Genomic DNA, 19,492 nt, shown 5'->3' on the forward strand with positions numbered 1-19,492 from the left:
TAAGCTGTATTCCATTATTGCAGCCAGTTGCCTAAAGCAGAGGAGCATTCATGAAGCAAACCGTTTATACCGCCAGCCCTGAAAGCCAACAGATCCATGTCTGGAGCCTGAATCATGATGGCGCGTTGACGCTGGTACAGGTGGTTGATGTGCCCGGGCAGGTTCAGCCGATGGTGGTCAGCCCGGATAAACGTTATCTCTACGTGGGCGTGCGTCCTGAATTCCGTGTACTGGCTTACCGGATTGCGCCGGATGATGGGGCGCTGACGTTTGCCGCAGAATCCGCGCTACCGGGCAGCCCGACGCACATTTCTACCGATCATCACGGCCGTTTCGTTTTCGTTGGCTCCTATAACGCGGGTAACGTCAGCGTCACCCGTCTGGAAGACGGCCTGCCGGTCGGGGTTGTGGATGTGGTGGAAGGGATGGATGGCTGTCACTCCGCCAATATCTCCCCGGATAACCGTACTCTGTGGGTGCCTGCGCTGAAGCAGGATCGTATCTGCCTGTTTACCCTCAGCGATGACGGTAAGCTGGTGGCGCAAGAGCCAGCGGAAGTGACCACCGTTGAAGGGGCCGGTCCGCGCCATATGGCGTTCCACCCGAATCAGCAATATGCGTACTGCGTCAACGAGCTCAACAGCTCTGTGGACGTCTGGGAACTGAAAGATCCGCACGGTGATATCAAATGCGTGCAAACACTGGACATGATGCCGGCTGATTTCTCCGACACCCGCTGGGCAGCGGACATTCACATTACGCCGGATGGTCGTCACCTGTATGCCTGTGACCGTACCGCCAGCCTGATTACCGTGTTTAGCGTTTCAGAAGATGGCAGCGTGCTGACCAAAGAGGGCTTCCAGCCAACCGAAACGCAGCCGCGTGGTTTCAATGTTGACCATAGCGGGAAATACCTGATTGCTGCCGGGCAGAAGTCACACCATATCGCGGTGTACGAGATTGCCGGTGAGCAGGGGCTGTTAACGGAGAAGGGACGTTATGCGGTAGGCCAGGGCCCGATGTGGGTGGTGGTTAACGCGTATTAACTGGAATAGTTTTTTAACCAACCGGTAAAAGAACAACCGGCATCGCAGGATGCCGGTTTTTTTATGCTTACTGCTTCGGCGCAGTCACCACTTTGCTGCCCACACCGCGGTTATTGTATTCCCACATGCGGTTAAAGTTGGTGTCGTTCAGGTTACGCTGGGTTTCGCCTTTATCATCCTTCGCGCCGGTATTGCCCGCGAAAGGACGTTTAGAGATCACTGCGTCAGCCCACGGCTGTGCCATGTTAAAGCCTTCGTTAATCACGCTATCGCGGATCACGACCTGACCGTTGGTGTTGCCATCGACATCCAGCGCGCGGCCCAACTGCGCCACGCCGTCACCGGCGGCGGTAAAGCGGCTGTTGGTGGCGAGGAAACCGTAATAAATGTTCGACAGCGTTGCCGGGGCGAAGACGTACGCTTCCTGCTGAGTACGCGAGTTCACTACGCGGAAGTCGGTGTTATCGAACACCACTGCGCCGCGACCGGAAACGATATCCACATCGCCTTCGATATAGCTGTTGGTCACCAGCGTACGCGGCTGGCGATCATTTTCCAGACGGTTCTGCACGCCGCTGTTGGTTACAAAGAAGGTGTTCTGGCGGCCCAGAATGTTCACATTATTGATCTGAACTTTGTCACCGTCGGTGCGCAGCGCAACGGCCGGATGGTTGCCCGCATCCACGCTATCGCCGAGATTGTTTTCAACGGTCAGATTCTGCAACTGCAGGCCATTATTCTGTGACCACAATACCGCTGAACACATCACGCCGATATTCGCGCCGCGTTTGCTCTGGCAGTTGTCAAACATGTACCAGGCCGGTTTGCCAGGCATATATTTCCCGCCCGGATTCACCGTATGACGCCAGTCAGCGGTGCTCATTTCACCGTCAATTGCCGCGCCAATCTTCACGTCCAGCGGTTTCTCACCCGTTCCGTACAGCGTCAGGCTACCTGGCGCCGCAGGGATATAGACGGTTCCCTGATACTCACCCGGCATAATCGCAATGTACTGACGTTTGTTGGTGCGCGTGGTGATCGCCGCATCCACCGCCGCCTGGATGGTGGTGTGGGTAACGCCCTGCGTACCGGCCGGTCCGACCACAAAGTCAGGCTGCGCAGGCAGAGAAATTGAAGATGGCGTCCACGGTGCGGTGTTCGGCGTCAGGGAAGAAAAATAGTTTTTAGCGACAAAATTCTGCGCTTCATTCGCCGATAAAATCGGGCGCGAGGAGGTTCCTGGCGCGGTTTGATCGGAAGGAATTTGATCCGGCGGGGTAGAGCTACAGGCGGTCAGCGTCACGCCAAAAGCCAGTGCCAGCGCCAGACGGGAAACTGATGATGTGTTCACGAGTTGCTCCGGGCTATAAAAGTATCCATTGAAGCCTGCTTTTTTATACTAAGTTGAGCAAAACAGGAAGGTGAAAAGCTAAAAAGTTGTTTTTTAAACCACTCCTCGTGGATTCGGGTACCGTCAAAGTCACAATTAAGTAACATTTTTGCCCGGGATGATTGACTTCCCGCGTGCGATCTCAAATAAATGTCTATACAACCTAAGACAAGTTGGAGAGGGCATGCAACACCTGTTACCTGATGATACGCTCTGGCGAAACCTCCGTCTGGCGACGCTCGATCCGGCGCAGACGGCGCCGTATGGCCTGCTGGACCATCATGCGTTGATTATCCGTGAGGGGCGCGTGCTGGCGATTGTACCGGAGGCGTCTCTCCCGACTGCGCACGCCAATACGCATGACCTTCAAGGACGTCTGGTGACGCCAGGGTTGATTGACTGTCACACCCACCTGGTGTTCGGCGGCAACCGTGCCAGCGAGTGGGAGCAACGGTTGAATGGCGTCTCTTATCAGCAGATTAGCGCGCAGGGCGGCGGTATTAATGCCACCGTGACGGCGACGCGTGCCGCGACGGAGGAGGCGCTCTTTGCCTCTGCACAGGCGCGGATCGCGCGTCTGATGCGCGAGGGCGTGACCCTGCTGGAAGTGAAATCCGGCTATGGCCTGAATGCGACAGCCGAAGAAAAGATGCTGCGCGTCGCGGCCCGCCTGGCCGAAGAAAATCTTATCGAAATCAGCCCCACGCTGCTGGCGGCGCATGCCGTGCCGGTTGAGTATCGGGACAATCCTGACGGCTATATCACCCACGTCTGCGAAACGATACTGCCGCAGCTATGGGAAAAGGGGCTGTTTGAAGCGGTCGATCTGTTCTGTGAGAGCGTGGGGTTTACCCTGGCACAAAGCGAGCGGGTATTGCGCGCGGCGCAGGCGGCGGGCATTCCGGTCAAAGGGCATGTCGAGCAGTTGTCTCTGCTTGGCGGAGCGCAATTGGTCAGCCGCTATCATGGGCTTTCTGCGGATCACATTGAGTATCTTGATGAAGCGGGCGTGGTCGCGATGCGTCACAGCGGCACCGTTGGCGTACTGCTACCGGGGGCGTTCTATTTCCTCAAAGAGACGCAGCGCCCGCCCGTTGAGTTGCTGCGCCGTTATCAGGTGCCAATGGCGGTAGCGACCGATTTCAACCCCGGCACCAGCCCCTTTATCAGCCTGCATTTGGCGATGAACATGGCCTGCGTGCAGTTCGGACTGACGCCGGAGGAGGCATGGGCGGGCGTCACCCGTCATGCCGCTCAGGCGCTGGGCCGCCAGGCGACGCACGGACAGTTGAAGGCGGGTTACGTTGCCGATTTTAACGTCTGGGATGCGCAAAACCCGGTGGAGATCCTCTATGAACCTGGGCGCAACCCGCTATATCAACGCATATTTCGAGGACAAATCACATGACGCAATGGGAAGCGGCTGCCCCTGACCTGTGGCGGGGGCGAGATGACAGCGGCGAAGCCGCAAACGCGCTGCGTCTGTTTCAGACGATCACACGCAGCCTGACATTTTCGCCAGAGCGATACCGTGACAGGATCGCGCTGATCGGCTTTGCCTGCGATGAGGGGGTCAAGCGTAATCATGGGCGTCCTGGCGCCGCCGGCGCGCCGGACGCGTTGCGTTCAGCGCTGGCTAACCTGGCGAGTCACGCGGGACATGAGCGACTGGTGGATATGGGGAACCTGCTGGCTCCTACGACGGATCTGGAAGGGGCGCAGCAGGCGTTACGTGATGCGGTCTGTCAATGTCAGCACGCGGGGATGCGCACCTTCGTCCTTGGCGGCGGGCACGAAACGGCGTTTGGTCATGGGGCGGGTATTTTCGATGCATTCCCTGGCGAGCGGGTAGGGATCATTAATCTCGACGCGCATCTGGATCTGCGCAACGCCGGGCGGGCAACCTCTGGCACGCCGTTTCGTCAACTGGCGCAGCTTTGCGACCAGCAGCAGCGTGAGTTCCGCTATGCGTGTATCGGCGTCAGCCGGGCGGCAAATACCCAGGCGTTGTGGGATGAGGCGCACAAGCGCAACGTGCTGGTGGTGGAAGATTTACAGTGTAATGAAGCCCATGCTCAACTGGCGGCGTTTATCCGTGAGGTGGATAAACTCTATCTGACCGTCGATCTCGACGTCCTGCCGGCTGGAGAGATGCCTGCCGTATCGGCGTCTGCGGCGCTGGGCGTGCCGTTGGCGACCCTGCTGAAATTGATTGAACCTGTTTGCCGCAGCGGTAAGCTCCAGGCGGTGGATTTGGTTGAATTTAATCCGCGCTTTGATAATGATGGCAAGTCGGCACGCGTGGCGGCGCGGCTTGGCTGGCAAATCGCCCACTGGTGGCAGTAATTGATTGATAAGGTAAAACATTCCCATGACACTCTCTCGCCCTCGTTCTGCTCCCGCGCCGTTCTATGAGACGGTTAAACGCGAGATTAGCGAAAAGATCGCCAGCGGCGTCTGGCAGCCGCACGATCGTATTCCGTCGGAGGCGGAGCTGGTGGCAAAGTACGGCTTCAGCCGGATGACCATCAACCGGGCGCTGCGTGAACTGACCGACGAAGGGATGCTGGTGCGCCTGCAGGGCGTGGGAACCTTTGTCGCGGAGCCGAAAGGCCAGTCCGCGCTGTTTGAAATTCGCAGTATTGCCGATGAAATCGCCGCACGGGCGCATCGGCATCATTGCGAGGTGCTGATTCTGGAAAAGAAACCGGCCAATGCGCGGCAGGCAGCGGCGCTGAAGGTGACGGAAGGCACGGCGATTTATCATTCTGTGATGGTACATTTTGAAAACGACCAGCCGGTACAGATTGAAGATCGCTGTGTGAATGCCGACATTGTACCGGAGTATCTGGCGCAGGATTACAGCCAGACCACGCCGCATGCATATCTGTCGTTGATTGCCCCGCTGACGGAAGGGGAGCACATTGTTGAAGCGGTGCGCGCCACGACAGAAGAGTGCGCTTTACTCGACATCGGCGAGACCGATCCTTGTTTACTCATTCGTCGTACCACCTGGTCCGCCACGCAGATCGTTTCTCACGCGCGGTTGCTCTTCCCGGGGTCTCGTTACCGCTTGCAGGGCCATTTCTCCTCCTGAATCGCGCGGACTGAAAAGCGTGATTGCTGACGCAATATAACAAAAATGTATCTTATTTGTTAAATGGCGTCTTGTTATGTCTTGTATAGACAAGTATATATTTACCTCACACCCGATCATTCCATTTGCCGGATAAACCTTTTCCGGCATGCCCGTGAGGAGTCGTTGTTATGTCTCATAGCAAGTATCGTCAGCAAGATATCCGCGCCCCGCGAGGGACAACGCTGACGGCCAAATCCTGGCTGACCGAAGCGCCACTGCGCATGTTAATGAACAACCTGGACCCCGATGTCGCTGAGAACCCACATGAGCTGGTGGTGTACGGCGGTATAGGCCGCGCGGCCCGTAACTGGGAATGCTATGACGCGATTGTCAACGCCCTGACTCAACTGGAAGAGGACGAAACGCTGCTGGTTCAGTCCGGTAAACCGGTTGGCGTGTTCAGAACCCACCAGAACGCCCCGCGCGTGCTGATCGCCAACTCCAACCTCGTGCCTCACTGGGCGACCTGGGAGCATTTCAACGAACTGGATGCGAAAGGGCTGGCGATGTACGGTCAGATGACGGCCGGAAGCTGGATCTATATCGGCAGTCAGGGAATTGTGCAGGGCACCTATGAAACGTTCGTTGAAGCGGGACGGCAGCACTACGACGGCAACCTGCGCGGGCGTTGGGTGTTAACCGCCGGGCTCGGCGGCATGGGAGGCGCGCAGCCACTGGCGGCGACGCTGGCAGGCGCCTGTTCCCTGAATATTGAATGTCAGCAGAGCCGTATCGATTTCCGCCTGCGCACCCGTTATGTCGATGAACAGGCGACGTCTCTTGATGACGCGCTGGTGCGTATCGAAAAATATACCCGCGAAGGTCAAGCCGTATCGATTGCCCTGTGCGCCAATGCGGCGGATGTGGTGCCCGAACTGGTGAAGCGCGGTGTGCGTCCGGACATGGTCACCGACCAGACCAGCGCCCACGATCCCCTGCACGGGTATCTACCTTCCGGCTGGGACTGGGAAACCTACCAGCAAAAAGCGCTTTCCGATCCGCAGGGAACGGTAGAGGCCGCGAAGCACTCGATGGCAAAGCACGTCGAGGCCATGCTGGCGTTCAACGACATGGGCGTACCAACGTTCGATTATGGCAACAATATTCGTCAGATGGCGAAAGAGATGGGCGTGGATAATGCCTTCGCCTTTCCTGGTTTCGTACCGGCCTATATTCGCCCGCTGTTCTGCCGCGGCATCGGGCCGTTTCGCTGGGTGGCCCTTTCCGGCGATCCGCAGGATATTTATAAAACCGACGCCAAAGTGAAAGCGATCGTGGCGGATGACGAACATCTCCACCGCTGGCTGGACATGGCGCGGGAGCGCATTAATTTTCAGGGGCTGCCAGCGCGTATCTGCTGGGTGGGTCTCGAATGGCGGCAAAAACTCGGCCTGGCGTTCAACGAAATGGTGCGCAAGGGGGAAGTGTCGGCGCCAATTGTGATCGGTCGCGACCACCTGGACTCCGGCTCTGTCGCCAGCCCCAACCGCGAAACCGAAGCGATGCGCGACGGTTCTGACGCGGTATCCGACTGGCCGCTGCTCAATGCGCTGCTCAACACGGCCAGCGGGGCGACCTGGGTATCGCTGCATCACGGCGGCGGTGTGGGAATGGGCTTCTCACAGCACGCCGGGATGGTCATTGTCTGTGACGGTAGCGATGAAGCCGCCGAGCGAATTACCCGCGTACTGCATAACGATCCGGCGACCGGCGTAATGCGTCATGCGGATGCGGGCTACGACATTGCCGTGGCGTGCGCCGTGGAACAGGGGCTGAATCTACCGATGGTTGCGGCAACGCAGGGGAAACGCTGATATGAATACCATGACCTTAACGCCGGGCCATCTGAGCTTTTCACAGCTGCGTGCGATCTGGCAGCAGCCGGTTAAACTGCGCCTCGACGCCAGCGCGATTGATGGCATTAACGCCAGTGTGGCCTGCGTCAACACGATTGTCGCTGAGGGGCGCACGGCCTACGGCATTAACACCGGCTTTGGTCTGCTGGCGCAGACGCGCATCGCCGATGAGGATCTGCAAAACCTGCAACGTTCGCTGGTGCTGTCGCATGCGGCAGGCGTGGGTGATGCCTTAGATGATGCGCTGGTGCGCCTGATCATGGTGCTGAAGATAAACAGCCTTGCGCGCGGCTTCTCCGGTATTCGTCTTAGCGTGATAGAGGCGCTGATTGCGCTGGTTAACGCCGAAGTCTGGCCGCACATTCCGGCGAAAGGATCGGTAGGCGCCTCAGGTGATTTAGCGCCGCTGGCCCACATGTCGCTCACGCTGCTGGGTGAAGGAAAGGCGCGTTGGCAGGGGGAATGGTTACCGGCGACGGAAGCGTTAAAAAAAGCCGGGCTGGAACCAATTACGCTGGCGGCGAAAGAAGGGCTGGCGCTGCTTAACGGCACACAGGCGTCGACGGCGTTTGCGTTGCGCGGACTGTTTGAAGCACAAGAGCTGTTTGCGTCGGCTGTCATGTGCGGATCGTTAACCACCGAAGCGGTGTTAGGGTCCCGCCGTCCATTTGATGCGCGTATTCACGCCGCGCGCGGGCAGCGTGGGCAGATCGACGCGGCGGCGCTGTATCGCCATGTATTGACGGAGACCAGCGCGCTGTCGGCGTCGCACCACAATTGTGAAAAGGTGCAGGACCCGTATTCTCTGCGCTGTCAGCCGCAGGTGATGGGCGCGTGTCTGACGCAGATGCGCCAGGTGATGGACGTACTGCTGGCGGAAGCCAATGCGGTCTCTGATAATCCGCTGGTTTTTGCTGAGCAGGGGGACGTCATCTCAGGCGGTAATTTCCACGCTGAACCGGTGGCGATGGCGGCAGATAATCTGGCGCTGGCGATTGCCGAAATTGGCGCGTTGTCCGAACGTCGAATTGCGCTGATGATGGATAAGCATATGTCGCAGTTGCCGCCTTTTCTGGTCAAAAACGGTGGCGTGAACTCTGGCTTTATGATTGCCCAGGTGACGGCGGCGGCGCTCGCCAGCGAGAACAAAGCGCTGGCGCATCCGCACAGCGTGGACAGCCTGCCAACGTCGGCGAATCAGGAAGATCATGTCTCGATGGCACCCGCGGCAGGGCGCAGGTTATGGGAAATGGCGGCGAATACTCGCGGCGTGCTGGCCGTCGAATGGCTGGCTGCGTGTCAGGGGATCGATTTGCGCGAGGGATTAACGTCAAGTCCGCTGTTGGAGCAGGCGCGAACGGTATTGCGTGAGCAGGTCGCGCATTATACCCAGGACCGTTTCTTCGCCCCGGATATTGAGTGTGCGACAGAATTGCTGGCGCAGGGGGCCTTGCTGCAGCTCGTGCCGGAATTTCTCTGAACAGCGCCGGATGGCGCTAACGCTTATCCGGCCTACGAATCCCTCCCGTAGGCCGGATAAGACGCTTAACTGAACATTGCGGTAATCGAGGCGCTGGCGAGCGAGTGGAAATGGACGTTAAATCCGACCATCGCGCCGCTGGCACCTTCATCGACGTCAATCCTGTCCACATCCAGCGCATGAACGGTAAAGATATAGCGGTGGGTTTCGCCTTTTGGCGGCGCCGCGCCGCCATAGCCCGCTTTACCGAAATCGGTTCGCGTCTGGATAACGCCATCTGGCAGCGCAACCAGTCCGGAACCAAAGCCCTGCGGCAGTACGCGGATGTCGGCAGGAATATTGGCGACGACCCAGTGCCACCAGCCAGAGCCGGTTGGCGCATCGGGGTCGAAACAGGTCACCACGAAACTCTTCGTTCCGGCAGGCACCTCATCCCAGGCCAGGTGCGGAGAAAGGTTGTCGCCGTCATAGCCCATACCGTTGAAGACATGGCGCTGGGGAAGCTTATCCCCATCGCGCAGATCGTTGCTGATTAATTTCATGCACTCTCCTTAATTCTCGCCAAAAAGTGTAACCAGAAACCGCACAGCTTACCGTTAATTACGCGTTAAAAAATGTTTCGTCGCGCACAGCTTCGTTCACGGCCTGCGTCAGACGGCGCAGTTGCTCTGGCTGGATGAGATACGGCGGCATCAGGTAGATAAGCTTGCCAAACGGGCGGATCCACACTCCCTGTCGCACAAAGAATTTCTGCAGGGCCGCCATATTAACCGGATGCATCGTCTCCACCACGCCAATCGCCCCCAGCACGCGGACATCAGCCACCCATGGTGACGCCAGCGCCGGGGCGAGTTCCTGGCGTAACTGGGTTTCAATGGCCGAGACCTGCGCCTGCCAGTCGCCGGATTCCAGTAGTGACAGGCTGGCGGTCGCTACCGCGCAGGCCAGCGGATTGCCCATAAACGTTGGGCCATGCATGAAACAACCCGCCTCGCCGTTGCTGATGGTTTCCGCTACCTGGCGGGTGGTCAGGGTGGCGGAGAGGGTCATCGTCCCGCCGGTCAGCGCTTTACCCAGACACAGAATGTCGGGCGCGATCCCGGCGTGTTCGCAGGCAAACAGTTTGCCCGTGCGGCCAAATCCGGTGGCGATTTCATCAGCAATCAGCAGAATGCCTTCGCGGTCGCACATTTTGCGGATGCGGCGCAGCCACTCCGGATGGTACATCCGCATACCGCCTGCCCCCTGAACAATCGGCTCGAGAATCACTGCCGCAATGTCATGGCGATGCGCGGCCATCAGGCGCGCGAAGGCCACCATATCGCGCTCATCCCACTCGCCGTCCATTCGGCTTTGCGGAGCAGGGGCAAACAGGTTTTCCGGCAGATAGCCCTTCCACAGGCTGTGCATGGAGTTGTCTGGATCGCAGACCGACATCGCGCCGAAGGTATCGCCGTGATAGCCGTTACGGAACGTCAGGAAGCGCTGACGGGATTCCCCTTTAGCCTGCCAGTATTGCAGCGCCATTTTCATCGCCACTTCCACCGCGACGGAACCGGAATCGGCGAGGAACACGCACTCCAGCGACGCGGGCGTCATGGCGACCAGTTTACGGCACAGGTTGACGGCGGGGGCATGAGTGATCCCGCCGAACATCACATGCGACATGGCGTCAATCTGCGTTTTCATCGCGGCATTGAGCTGCGGATGGTTGTAGCCGTGAATCGCGGCCCACCACGACGACATGCCATCAATCAGGCGCTCACCGCTGGATAAAATCAGTTCGCAGCCCTCGGCCCGTTCAACAGGATAGACCGGCAGCGGAGACGTCATAGAGGTGTAGGGGTGCCAGATGTGGCGCTGATCAAAAGTGATATCGTCCGTTGTCATAATCGACTTGTAAACCAAATTAAAAAGTTTTAGGTTTACAAGTCTACACCTTTATCACCACAAAAAGTATAAAATTATGACCACTCATTCTCGCTGGACGCTGTCGCAAGTCACCGAATTATTTGAAAAACCGCTGCTGGATCTGCTGTTCGAGGCACAGCAAATCCACCGTCAGCATTTCGATCCTCGCCAGGTACAGGTCAGCACGCTGTTGTCGATCAAAACCGGCGCCTGCCCGGAAGACTGCAAATATTGTCCGCAAAGTTCGCGCTATAAAACCGGTCTAGAATCTGAGCGGCTGATGGAAGTTGAGCAGGTGCTGGAGTCGGCGCGCCAGGCGAAGAACGCCGGCTCTATCCGTTTCTGCATGGGCGCGGCGTGGAAGAACCCGCACGAGCGCGACATGCCGTATTTGCAGCAGATGGTTCAGGGGGTGAAAGCGCTGGGGCTGGAAGCCTGCATGACGCTTGGCACGCTCGATGAATCGCAGGCGCAACGGCTGGCGGAGGCGGGGCTGGACTATTACAACCACAACCTCGACACCTCGCCGGAATTTTACGGCAACATCATCACCACCCGTTCCTACCAGGAGCGGCTCGACACGCTGGATAAAGTGCGCGAGGCCGGGATCAAAGTCTGTTCCGGTGGCATCGTCGGTCTGGGCGAAACGGTGACCGACCGCGCCGGGCTGCTCCTGCAACTGGCAAACCTGCCGACCCCGCCGGAAAGTGTGCCGATCAATATGCTGGTGAAGGTAAAAGGCACGCCGCTGGCAGATAACGATGACGTCGACGCATTTGATTTTATTCGCACCATTGCCGTGGCGCGCATCATGATGCCGACCTCGTATGTGCGCCTGTCCGCCGGTCGCGAGCAGATGAATGAGCAAACGCAGGCCATGTGCTTTATGGCTGGCGCCAACTCTATTTTCTACGGCTGCAAACTGCTCACCACGCCAAACCCGGAAGAGGACAAAGACCTCCAGCTTTTCCATAAGCTGGGGCTGAACCCGAAGCAAACGGCGGTGCTCGCCGGGGATAACGAGCAGCGTGCGCGTCTGGAGCAGGCGCTGCTGACGCCAGATACCGACGATTACTACAACGCGGCTGCCGTATGACCTGGCAACACAAAATCGACGATGCGCTGGCGGCGCGTCGTTCGGCGGATACTTTGCGCCGACGTTACGCGGTCGCGCAGGGAGCCGGTCGCTGGCTGGAGACGAATGACCAGCGCTATCTCAATTTCTCCAGCAATGATTATCTGGGCTTGAGTCACCATCCGCATATCCTTCGCGCCTGGCAGCAGGGAGCGGAGCGGTTTGGCGTCGGCAGCGGCGGCTCGGGTCACGTCAGCGGTTATTCCATTGCCCATCAGCAACTGGAAGAGGAACTGGCCGACTGGCTGGGCTATCCGCGCGCGTTGCTGTTTATCTCGGGTTTCGCCGCAAACCAGGCGGTGATTACCGCGCTGATGGAAAAGGATGACCGGATTGTCGCTGACCGTCTCAGCCATGCTTCGCTGCTGGAAGCGGCCAGTCTTAGCCCGGCGCAGCTTCGCCGCTTTACCCATAACGACGCCTCGCATCTCGCGCGCCTGCTTGACGCCCCCTGTTCTGGGCGACAACTGGTGGTGACCGAAGGCGTATTCAGCATGGATGGCGACAACGCGCCGCTTGTGGACATTCAGCAGGCCGCGCAGGCGCGTAATGCCTGGCTGCTGGTGGATGATGCCCACGGCATTGGCGTCAGTGGAGAAGAGGGACGCGGGAGCTGCTGGCAGCAGGGGGTAAAACCGGCGTTATTGGTCGTAACGTTCGGCAAAGGTTTTGGCGTCAGCGGTGCGGCGATTCTGTGCTCTGAAAGCGTTGCCGATTACCTGCTGCAGTTCGCCCGTCATCTGATTTACAGCACCAGCATGCCGCCCGCGCAGGCGATGGCGTTACAGGCGTCGCTTTCGGTGATTCGCAGCCAGGAAGGTGACGCACGCAGGGAGAAACTGACTGCGCTGATCCAGCGCTTCAGATCGGCTATCAATCATGCCGATTTCAGGCTGGCGCAGTCGCACAGCGCCATCCAGCCGCTGATTGTTGGCGAAAATGTGCGCGCGTTGCAGCTGGCGGACACCTTACGCCGTCAGGGGTGTTGGGTCACGGCGATCCGTCCGCCGACCGTACCCGCCGGGACGGCCCGTCTGCGACTGACGTTAACTCAGGCGCATGAGCCTGAGGATATCGACCGATTGCTGGAGGTGCTGCATGGGGCAGGTGAATAAACAGGCGGTCGCGGCGGCGTTTGGCCGTGCGGCAGCGCACTATGAGCAGCACGCCACATTGCAGCGCCTGAGCGCCGACGCGTTGCTGGCGCAACTGCCGGAGCGCCCATTTTTACAGGTACTGGATGCCGGCTGCGGGCCGGGGCGTTTGAGTCGCTACTGGCGCGAGCTGGGGAGTCAGGTCACCGCGCTGGATCTCTCTGCCCGCATGCTGGACGAAGCGCGTCGTCAGGACGTGGCGCATCACTATCTCGCCGGCGACATTGAGTCGTTGCCGTTAGCCAGCGCAACGTTTGACCTGGCCTGGAGCAATCTGGCCGTACAATGGTGTGACAGTCTGCATCAGGCGCTGAGCGAACTGTATCGGGTCGTGCGCCCTGGTGGCTGCGTGGCCTTCACCACGCTGGCTCAGGACTCGCTGCCGGAGCTTCATCAGGCCTGGCGCGCGGTGGATGAGCGGGCGCATGGCAACCGCTTTTTATCCTGTGAGGCGCTGTGTGAGGCGATGCGCGACTGGCAGGGACATCATCAATCCATCTCTCTGACGCTGGAGTTTGATGACGCCCTGAGCGCCATGCGCTCGCTGAAAGGCATCGGCGCGACCCATTTGCACGAGGGGCGCGAGTCGCGCGTCTTAACCCGCTCGCAGTTGCAGCAGCTTCAACTGGCGTGGCCGCAGCGGCAGGGGAAATATCCGCTGACCTACCATCTTTTTGCAGGAGTGATTGCACGTGACTAAACGTTATTTTGTCACCGGTACCGATACGGAAGTCGGTAAAACCGTCGCCAGCTGCGCGTTGCTACAGGCGGCGCGCAGTCTGGGTTATCGGACGGCTGGCTATAAACCTGTCGCATCAGGCAGTGACATGACGCCAGAAGGACTTCGCAACAGTGACGCCCTGGCGCTTCAGCGCAACAGCAGTCTGACGCTGGACTACGCGGCGGTGAATCCCTACACCTTCGCGGAACCCACCTCACCGCATATCATCAGCGCCGATGAAGGAAAGCCGATTCGTGCTGACGTGATGTCAGACGGACTGCGCGCGCTGGACGCGCAGGCGGAGTGGCTGCTGGTGGAAGGCGCTGGCGGCTGGTTTACCCCGCTTGCGGACGATTTTACCTTCGCCGACTGGGTGCAGCGCGAGCGCTTACCGGTGATCCTGGTCGTCGGCGTGAAGCTGGGGTGTATAAACCATGCCATGCTGACAGCGCAGGCGGTACAGCAGGCAGGACTTCCGCTTGTCGGGTGGGTGGCGAATGACGTCACGCCGCCGGGAAAACGTCATCATGAGTATCTGGCGACGCTTACGCGGGCCATCCCTGCGCCATTGTTAGGCGAAATCCCGTGGCTGGCGGCAGGAGCCGAAAATACGGCCACAGGACAATATCTGGATCTCGCTTTACTCACGGGTGAGTAAAAGGCGAAATTGCGAGCAAGATCTCGCCTGCCAGGGGCACTTCTTTAGCTGATAAAAATCAAAATTTAGCGATAATTTTTTTTTATGTGCTCCCTGGTGGGTCGGACCGGGAATTTGCCAGGCGGCAGACCATATGGCCTGCAGGCAGTTATCCACCATTCCTGTGGATAACCTTGTGTATTAGAGTTAGAAAACACAAGGCAAGCGAGAGAATACGCGGCTTCCAGCCGAATTGGTGCGAAAGGCGTCTTTGTGAAATATCCTATAATTTACAGCGCGTTAGATAAAATCAATGGCTGTCATATTGTGGTCATTGAATGCAATAAAACTTTCATCACACATCTTGACAATGTTAACGAAGTCAATGGTCTGGGGATAAACCCGCTTCGTAGTGTAATATCTTGCCAGCGGTGAAATTATAGCCATCTCCGATCCGCTTTTATCATGCGTAACACAAATTTCATGAGGCGTTACTGTTTTTTCATCCAGTATATTTTACTGGCAATATTATCCTCTGCGAGTAAAATTACACACCTGCCCGCTCATTCCTTCAGGTAGCTGCTCATGAGTAAACCGTTCAAACTGAATTCCGCATTTAAACCTTCCGGCGATCAGCCCGAGGCGATACGCCGTCTGGAAGAGGGACTGGAGGACGGCCTGGCGCATCAGACGCTGCTTGGCGTAACGGGCTCGGGGAAAACGTTCACCATTGCTAATGTGATCGCAGATTTGCAGCGTCCGACGATGGTGCTGGCGCCCAACAAAACGCTGGCGGCGCAGCTGTATGGTGAAATGAAAGAGTTTTTCCCGGATAACGCCGTTGAGTATTTCGTCTCCTACTACGACTACTATCAGCCGGAAGCGTATGTTCCCAGCTCAGACACCTTCATCGAAAAAGATGCCTCGGTGAACGAACACATTGAGCAGATGCGCCTGTCGGCCACCAAAGCATTGCTGGAGCGCCGTGACGTGATCGTCGTGGCCTCTGTTTCCGCCATCTATGGTCTGGGCGATCCCGATTTATATCTGAAGATGATGCTGCACATGACGGTGGGCATGATCATCGATCAGCGCGCCATTCTGCGGCGACTGGCTGAACTGCAATATACCCGTAACGATCAGGCGTTCCAGCGCGGGACTTTCCGCGTGCGCGGTGAGGTGATCGACATCTTCCCGGCGGAATCCGACGACATTGCGCTGCGTGTGGAGCTGTTTGACGAAGAGGTGGAGCGTCTGTCGCTGTTTGACCCGCTGACCGGGCAGGTGGAGTCCACCATTTCGCGCTACACCATCTACCCGAAAACGCACTACGTGACCCCGCGTGAGCGCATTGTGCAGGCGATGGAAGAGATCAAAGTCGAACTGGCTGAACGTCGCAAAGTCCTGCTGGCCAACGACAAACTGCTGGAAGAACAGCGTCTGAGTCAGCGTACCCAGTTTGATCTGGAGATGATGAACGAGCTGGGTTACTGCTCAGGGATCGAAAACTACTCGCGCTTTCTGTCAGGACGCGGGCCGGGTGAGCCGCCGCCGACGCTGTTTGACTATCTGCCCGCCGACGGTTTGCTGGTGGTGGATGAATCCCACGTCACCATCCCGCAGATTGGCGGGATGTATCGCGGCGATCGGGCGCGTAAAGAGACGCTGGTGGAGTACGGTTTCCGTCTGCCATCGGCGCTGGATAACCGCCCGTTAAAGTTCGAAGAGTTTGAAGCGCTGGCACCTCAGACTATTTATGTGTCTGCGACGCCGGGCAATTACGAGCTGGAGAAATCGGGCGGCGAAGTGGTTGATCAGGTGGTGCGTCCGACAGGGTTGCTGGATCCGGTGATTGAAGTACGTCCGGTGGCAACGCAGGTGGACGATCTGCTTTCTGAGATCCGCAAGCGCGCGGAGATTAACGAGCGCGTGCTGGTAACCACGCTGACTAAGCGCATGGCGGAAGATCTCACCGAGTATCTGGAAGAGCACGGCGAGCGGGTGCGTTACCTGCACTCGGACATCGATACCGTAGAACGTATGGAAATCATTCGTGACCTGCGTCTGGGCGAGTTTGATGTGCTGGTGGGGATCAACCTGTTGCGCGAAGGTCTCGACATGCCTGAGGTGTCGCTGGTGGCGATTCTCGACGCCGACAAGGAAGGGTTCCTGCGTTCCGAACGTTCGCTGATACAGACCATCGGTCGTGCGGCGCGTAACATTAACGGGAAGGCGATTCTTTACGGTGACAAAATTACGGCCTCAATGGCGAAGGCGATTAGCGAAACCGAGCGTCGTCGTGAGAAACAGCAACAGTACAACGAAGAGCACGGCATTACTCCGCAGGGCCTGAATAAAAAAGTGGTCGATATTCTGGCGCTGGGGCAGAACATTGCGAAAACCAAGGCGAAGGGCAGAGGCAAATCGCGTTCCGCGGCGAAATCGGATGTGGTGGAACTGGACATGACGCCAAAAGCGCTGCAACAGAAGATCCACGAGCTCGAAGGGCAGATGATGCAGCATGCGCAGAATCTGGAATTCGAAGAGGCCGCGCAGATCCGCGATCAACTGCATCAGCTGCGTGAACTGTTTATCGCCGCGTCGTGAGAGATTGCCGGATGACGGTGTAAATACCGTATCCGGCCTGTTCGCTGGCTGTCCGCAGATGTGATAAGTAGGCCTGATGAGCGTAGCGCCATCAGGTAATCAGGCAATCAGGCGGTTACCGCAGCGCCTGTACGGCTTTCTCCAGCGCGCTGTGTAATAACTGGCGGTCATGGCGATAAGGAATATCGCTGGCCTCCAGAACTTCCTGAATCACCACCCGGTCGCTGACCGCAGAGACATTCACTTTCGGTCCCACGATAACCGCATCAACGACTCTTTTACCGACATACTGCTCCATAATGGTTAGCTTATCGATCAGCGTCAGGCTTGCGGCGGGGATGCTCAGTTCCCGACCCAGATTGCCGATGTAGACCATGGGCGCCTGCGTGCGGCGCAGCGCCTGGGCGAGCTCATCCAGCAGCAGGATTGGCATCAGGCTGGTGTAAAAACTGCCCGGACCGATAATAATCAGGTCGGCGTCGTTAATCGCCTGCACCGCTTCCCGGGTAGTGGGGACCTTTGGTGACAGCATCAGTTCCTGCAAGGGCGAGGTGAGCTGATCAATATTCACTTCACCGTACACTTCATGCCCTTGATCGTCGATCGCCATCAGGTCAACGGGCAGCTCCGACATGGGGATTAAATGTGCGTCTACTTTTAGCAGATTACGAATTAAGTTGATAGCTTCCAGAGGCCGCACGCTCAGGTGATCGAGCGCCTTTAACATCAGATTTCCGAGGTTATGACCGGAAAGTTCGCCATTACCGCCAAAACGGTACTCAAACATCGCGGAAGCGACGCTCGGTTCGGTAATCAACTGATTGAGACAGTTGCGCATATCGCCCCAGGCGATTCCCCCTTCTGAGCGGCGAATACGGCCCGTCGAGCCGCCGTTATCCGTGGTGGTCACGATACCGGTGAGGCGTGAGCCGAGGGAGGAGAGGGAAGAGAGAACGCGTCCTAATCCATGCCCTCCGCCGAGAGCGACGACACGATCCAGGTCAGCCAGCGTACGATTGCGCATAAAAATTCCTGAAGTCAGATTTACCGCGCTACAGTAGCGCAAACAGGGGCTTTTCAGCAATTCGCCAACGGCAAGTTGAGAAAATAAATTCTGCCGTACTACCTCTTTAGAGTGACGAATGCCTGACTGCGAAATGATATACATCAATGCAAAAGTGCTATTTTTGCTTATTCTGTAGCGAAATGGCACGATCATGACGCTATATACATGATTATACAGCGTTAAGTGTAAATGGCATTATGTTCATTTACACGCTAGTATCGCCATAACCACAGTAAACACTCTAGCCTCTGCACCTGGGTCAAATGATACGGTGCTTTGGCCGTGACAACGCAAACGCATTGCCACCAGGGCGCAGGAAGAAATGACTTCGCCTCCCGTATTTGGAAAGGTGTACATGGCCACACAACTGACCGATGCTTTCGCGCGCAAGTTTTACTACTTGCGTCTGTCGATTACCGACGTGTGCAACTTTCGTTGCACATACTGCCTGCCGGATGGCTACAAGCCCGGCGGCGTCACCAATAAAGGTTTTCTCTCCGTCGATGAAATTCGCCGGGTGACCCGCGCCTTTGCCAACCTGGGCACTGAAAAAGTGCGTCTGACCGGTGGCGAACCCTCTCTGCGTCGTGATTTCACCGACATCATTGCCGCCGTGCGTGAAAACGAGGCGATTCGTCAACTGGCGGTAACCACCAATGGCTACCGTCTGGCGCGTGATGCCGCCCACTGGCGCGAGGCTGGCTTGACCGGCATTAACGTCAGCGTCGATAGCCTTGATGCGCGTCAGTTCCACGCGATTACCGGGCAGGATAAATTCCAGCAGGTGATGGCGGGCATCGATGCCGCGTTTGATGCCGGTTTTGCAAAAGTTAAAGTCAACACCGTGCTGATGCGCGATGTGAACCATCATCAACTCGATACCTTTCTCGACTGGATCCAGACGCGTCCCATTCAACTGCGTTTCATCGAACTGATGGAGACGGGTGAGGGCAGCGAACTGTTCCGTAAACATCACATCTCCGGTCAGGTGCTGCGTGACGAACTGTTGCGTCGCGGCTGGATCCACCAGCTACGCCAGCGTAGCGACGGTCCGGCGCAGGTCTTTTGTCACCCCGATTATGAGGGTGAGATCGGCCTCATCATGCCGTATGAAAAAGACTTCTGCGCGACCTGCAACCGTCTGCGCGTCTCCTCCGTGGGTAAACTCCATCTCTGCCTGTTTGGTGAGGGAGGCGTCAGCCTGCGTGATTTGCTGGAAGACGATGAGCAACAAGATGCGCTGGAAGCGCGTATCGCACTTGCGTTGCGTGAGAAAAAACAGACCCATTTCCTGCATCAGAACAATACCGGTATCACCCAGAACCTCTCATACATAGGCGGTTAACGCCG

Annotated in this window: 16 protein-coding genes and 1 riboswitch; of the genes, 12 read left to right on the forward strand and 4 right to left on the reverse strand. The window is 57.7% G+C overall.

The genetic code is table 11. The annotated features are described in order from the left end of the window. The first annotated feature begins 50 nt into the window (after window positions 1-50). A complete protein-coding gene (pgl, locus tag AL479_RS17020) occupies window positions 51-1,046 on the forward strand; it encodes a 6-phosphogluconolactonase (RefSeq protein ID WP_061076910.1) in 996 nt (331 codons plus the stop codon). 67 nt (window positions 1,047-1,113) lie between these two features. On the opposite strand, the gene AL479_RS17025 is transcribed toward pgl, so the two are convergent. Then, the gene (locus tag AL479_RS17025; RefSeq protein ID WP_061076911.1) at window positions 1,114-2,397 is read right to left on the reverse strand and encodes a putative acyl-CoA thioester hydrolase; all 1,284 of its coding nucleotides are present in this window, start codon (window positions 2,395-2,397) and stop codon (window positions 1,114-1,116) included. A 223-nt stretch (window positions 2,398-2,620) separates the two neighbouring features. Here AL479_RS17025 and hutI point away from each other — a divergent pair, with 223 nt between their 5' ends. The 5 genes from hutI (at window position 2,621) to hutH (ending at window position 8,911) form a co-directional block, all read left to right on the forward strand. Continuing rightward, window positions 2,621-3,844 (forward strand): imidazolonepropionase, encoded by a 1,224-nt coding sequence (gene hutI, locus AL479_RS17030; RefSeq protein ID WP_061076912.1) that lies wholly within the window; start codon window positions 2,621-2,623, stop codon window positions 3,842-3,844. Beyond that, on the forward strand, window positions 3,841-4,782 hold the full coding sequence (gene hutG, locus AL479_RS17035) for a formimidoylglutamase (protein ID WP_061076913.1): 942 nt from the start codon (window positions 3,841-3,843) through the stop codon (window positions 4,780-4,782). The genes hutI and hutG overlap by 4 nt, the downstream gene beginning before the upstream one ends. A 25-nt stretch (window positions 4,783-4,807) precedes the next feature. Next, window positions 4,808-5,533 (forward strand): histidine utilization repressor, encoded by a 726-nt coding sequence (locus tag AL479_RS17040; RefSeq protein ID WP_061076914.1) that lies wholly within the window; start codon window positions 4,808-4,810, stop codon window positions 5,531-5,533. A gap of 170 nt (window positions 5,534-5,703) precedes the next feature. After that, a complete protein-coding gene (hutU, locus tag AL479_RS17045) occupies window positions 5,704-7,389 on the forward strand; it encodes a urocanate hydratase (protein WP_061076915.1) in 1,686 nt (561 codons plus the stop codon). Between the two features lies 1 nt (window position 7,390). Then, on the forward strand, window positions 7,391-8,911 hold the full coding sequence (hutH, locus tag AL479_RS17050; protein ID WP_105291774.1) for a histidine ammonia-lyase: 1,521 nt from the start codon (window positions 7,391-7,393) through the stop codon (window positions 8,909-8,911). A gap of 65 nt (window positions 8,912-8,976) precedes the next feature. Here the strand turns inward: hutH and AL479_RS17055 are convergent, their stop codons facing one another. Next, on the reverse strand, window positions 8,977-9,453 hold the full coding sequence (locus AL479_RS17055; RefSeq protein ID WP_061076916.1) for a kinase inhibitor: 477 nt from the start codon (window positions 9,451-9,453) through the stop codon (window positions 8,977-8,979). A 58-nt stretch (window positions 9,454-9,511) separates the two neighbouring features. Then, window positions 9,512-10,801, reverse strand: a complete 1,290-nt coding sequence (gene bioA / locus AL479_RS17060) for an adenosylmethionine--8-amino-7-oxononanoate transaminase (protein ID WP_061078000.1) — start codon at window positions 10,799-10,801, stop codon at window positions 9,512-9,514. A gap of 76 nt (window positions 10,802-10,877) precedes the next feature. Here bioA and bioB point away from each other — a divergent pair, with 76 nt between their 5' ends. The 5 genes from bioB (at window position 10,878) to uvrB (ending at window position 17,076) form a co-directional block, all read left to right on the forward strand. Further along, window positions 10,878-11,918, forward strand: coding sequence for a biotin synthase BioB (gene bioB / locus AL479_RS17065; RefSeq protein WP_061076917.1), 1,041 nt, complete (start codon window positions 10,878-10,880; stop codon window positions 11,916-11,918). Next, window positions 11,915-13,072: an 8-amino-7-oxononanoate synthase gene (gene bioF, locus AL479_RS17070; protein WP_061076918.1), complete on the forward strand. Its 1,158-nt coding sequence runs from the start codon at window positions 11,915-11,917 to the stop codon at window positions 13,070-13,072. The genes bioB and bioF overlap by 4 nt, the downstream gene beginning before the upstream one ends. Further along, entirely contained in the window at window positions 13,056-13,811 is a 756-nt protein-coding gene (gene bioC, locus AL479_RS17075; RefSeq protein ID WP_061076919.1) for a malonyl-ACP O-methyltransferase BioC, read from the forward strand. The genes bioF and bioC overlap by 17 nt, the downstream gene beginning before the upstream one ends. Beyond that, window positions 13,804-14,490: a dethiobiotin synthase gene (bioD, locus tag AL479_RS17080; RefSeq protein ID WP_061076920.1), complete on the forward strand. Its 687-nt coding sequence runs from the start codon at window positions 13,804-13,806 to the stop codon at window positions 14,488-14,490. Before bioC ends, bioD begins: the two co-directional genes overlap by 8 nt. Window positions 14,491-15,054: 564 nt before the next feature. Then, window positions 15,055-17,076 (forward strand): excinuclease ABC subunit UvrB, encoded by a 2,022-nt coding sequence (gene uvrB, locus AL479_RS17085; RefSeq protein WP_061076921.1) that lies wholly within the window; start codon window positions 15,055-15,057, stop codon window positions 17,074-17,076. A gap of 115 nt (window positions 17,077-17,191) precedes the next feature. On the opposite strand, the gene yvcK is transcribed toward uvrB, so the two are convergent. After that, window positions 17,192-18,100: a uridine diphosphate-N-acetylglucosamine-binding protein YvcK gene (gene yvcK / locus AL479_RS17090; RefSeq protein ID WP_061076922.1), complete on the reverse strand. Its 909-nt coding sequence runs from the start codon at window positions 18,098-18,100 to the stop codon at window positions 17,192-17,194. A gap of 267 nt (window positions 18,101-18,367) precedes the next feature. Continuing rightward, a riboswitch (molybdenum cofactor riboswitch) is annotated at window positions 18,368-18,510 on the forward strand. Between yvcK and moaA the strand changes: the two genes are divergently transcribed. Further along, a complete protein-coding gene (gene moaA, locus AL479_RS17095) occupies window positions 18,498-19,487 on the forward strand; it encodes a GTP 3',8-cyclase MoaA (RefSeq protein WP_061076923.1) in 990 nt (329 codons plus the stop codon). Its footprint overlaps the riboswitch before it by 13 nt. Window positions 19,488-19,492 lie beyond the last annotated feature (5 nt).

This window comes from Citrobacter amalonaticus, assembly GCF_001559075.2.
GTDB classification, from domain to species: Bacteria; Pseudomonadota; Gammaproteobacteria; order Enterobacterales; family Enterobacteriaceae; genus Citrobacter_A; species Citrobacter_A amalonaticus_F.

Bases quoted from the DNA above. Each gene is read 5' to 3' on its own strand.
- pgl (WP_061076910.1), top strand. From the start codon at position 51: ATGAAGCAAACCGTTTATACCGCCAGCCCTGAAAGCCAACAGATCCAT.
- hutI (WP_061076912.1), top strand. From the start codon at position 2,621: ATGCAACACCTGTTACCTGATGATACGCTCTGGCGAAACCTCCGTCTG.
- hutG (WP_061076913.1), top strand. From the start codon at position 3,841: ATGACGCAATGGGAAGCGGCTGCCCCTGACCTGTGGCGGGGGCGAGAT.
- AL479_RS17040 (WP_061076914.1), top strand. From the start codon at position 4,808: ATGACACTCTCTCGCCCTCGTTCTGCTCCCGCGCCGTTCTATGAGACG.
- hutU (WP_061076915.1), top strand. From the start codon at position 5,704: ATGTCTCATAGCAAGTATCGTCAGCAAGATATCCGCGCCCCGCGAGGG.
- hutH (WP_105291774.1), top strand. From the start codon at position 7,391: ATGAATACCATGACCTTAACGCCGGGCCATCTGAGCTTTTCACAGCTG.
- AL479_RS17055 (WP_061076916.1), bottom strand. From the start codon at position 9,453: ATGAAATTAATCAGCAACGATCTGCGCGATGGGGATAAGCTTCCCCAG.
- bioA (WP_061078000.1), bottom strand. From the start codon at position 10,801: ATGACAACGGACGATATCACTTTTGATCAGCGCCACATCTGGCACCCC.
- bioB (WP_061076917.1), top strand. From the start codon at position 10,878: ATGACCACTCATTCTCGCTGGACGCTGTCGCAAGTCACCGAATTATTT.
- bioF (WP_061076918.1), top strand. From the start codon at position 11,915: ATGACCTGGCAACACAAAATCGACGATGCGCTGGCGGCGCGTCGTTCG.
- bioC (WP_061076919.1), top strand. From the start codon at position 13,056: ATGGGGCAGGTGAATAAACAGGCGGTCGCGGCGGCGTTTGGCCGTGCG.
- uvrB (WP_061076921.1), top strand. From the start codon at position 15,055: ATGAGTAAACCGTTCAAACTGAATTCCGCATTTAAACCTTCCGGCGAT.
- yvcK (WP_061076922.1), bottom strand. From the start codon at position 18,100: ATGCGCAATCGTACGCTGGCTGACCTGGATCGTGTCGTCGCTCTCGGC.
- moaA (WP_061076923.1), top strand. From the start codon at position 18,498: ATGGCCACACAACTGACCGATGCTTTCGCGCGCAAGTTTTACTACTTG.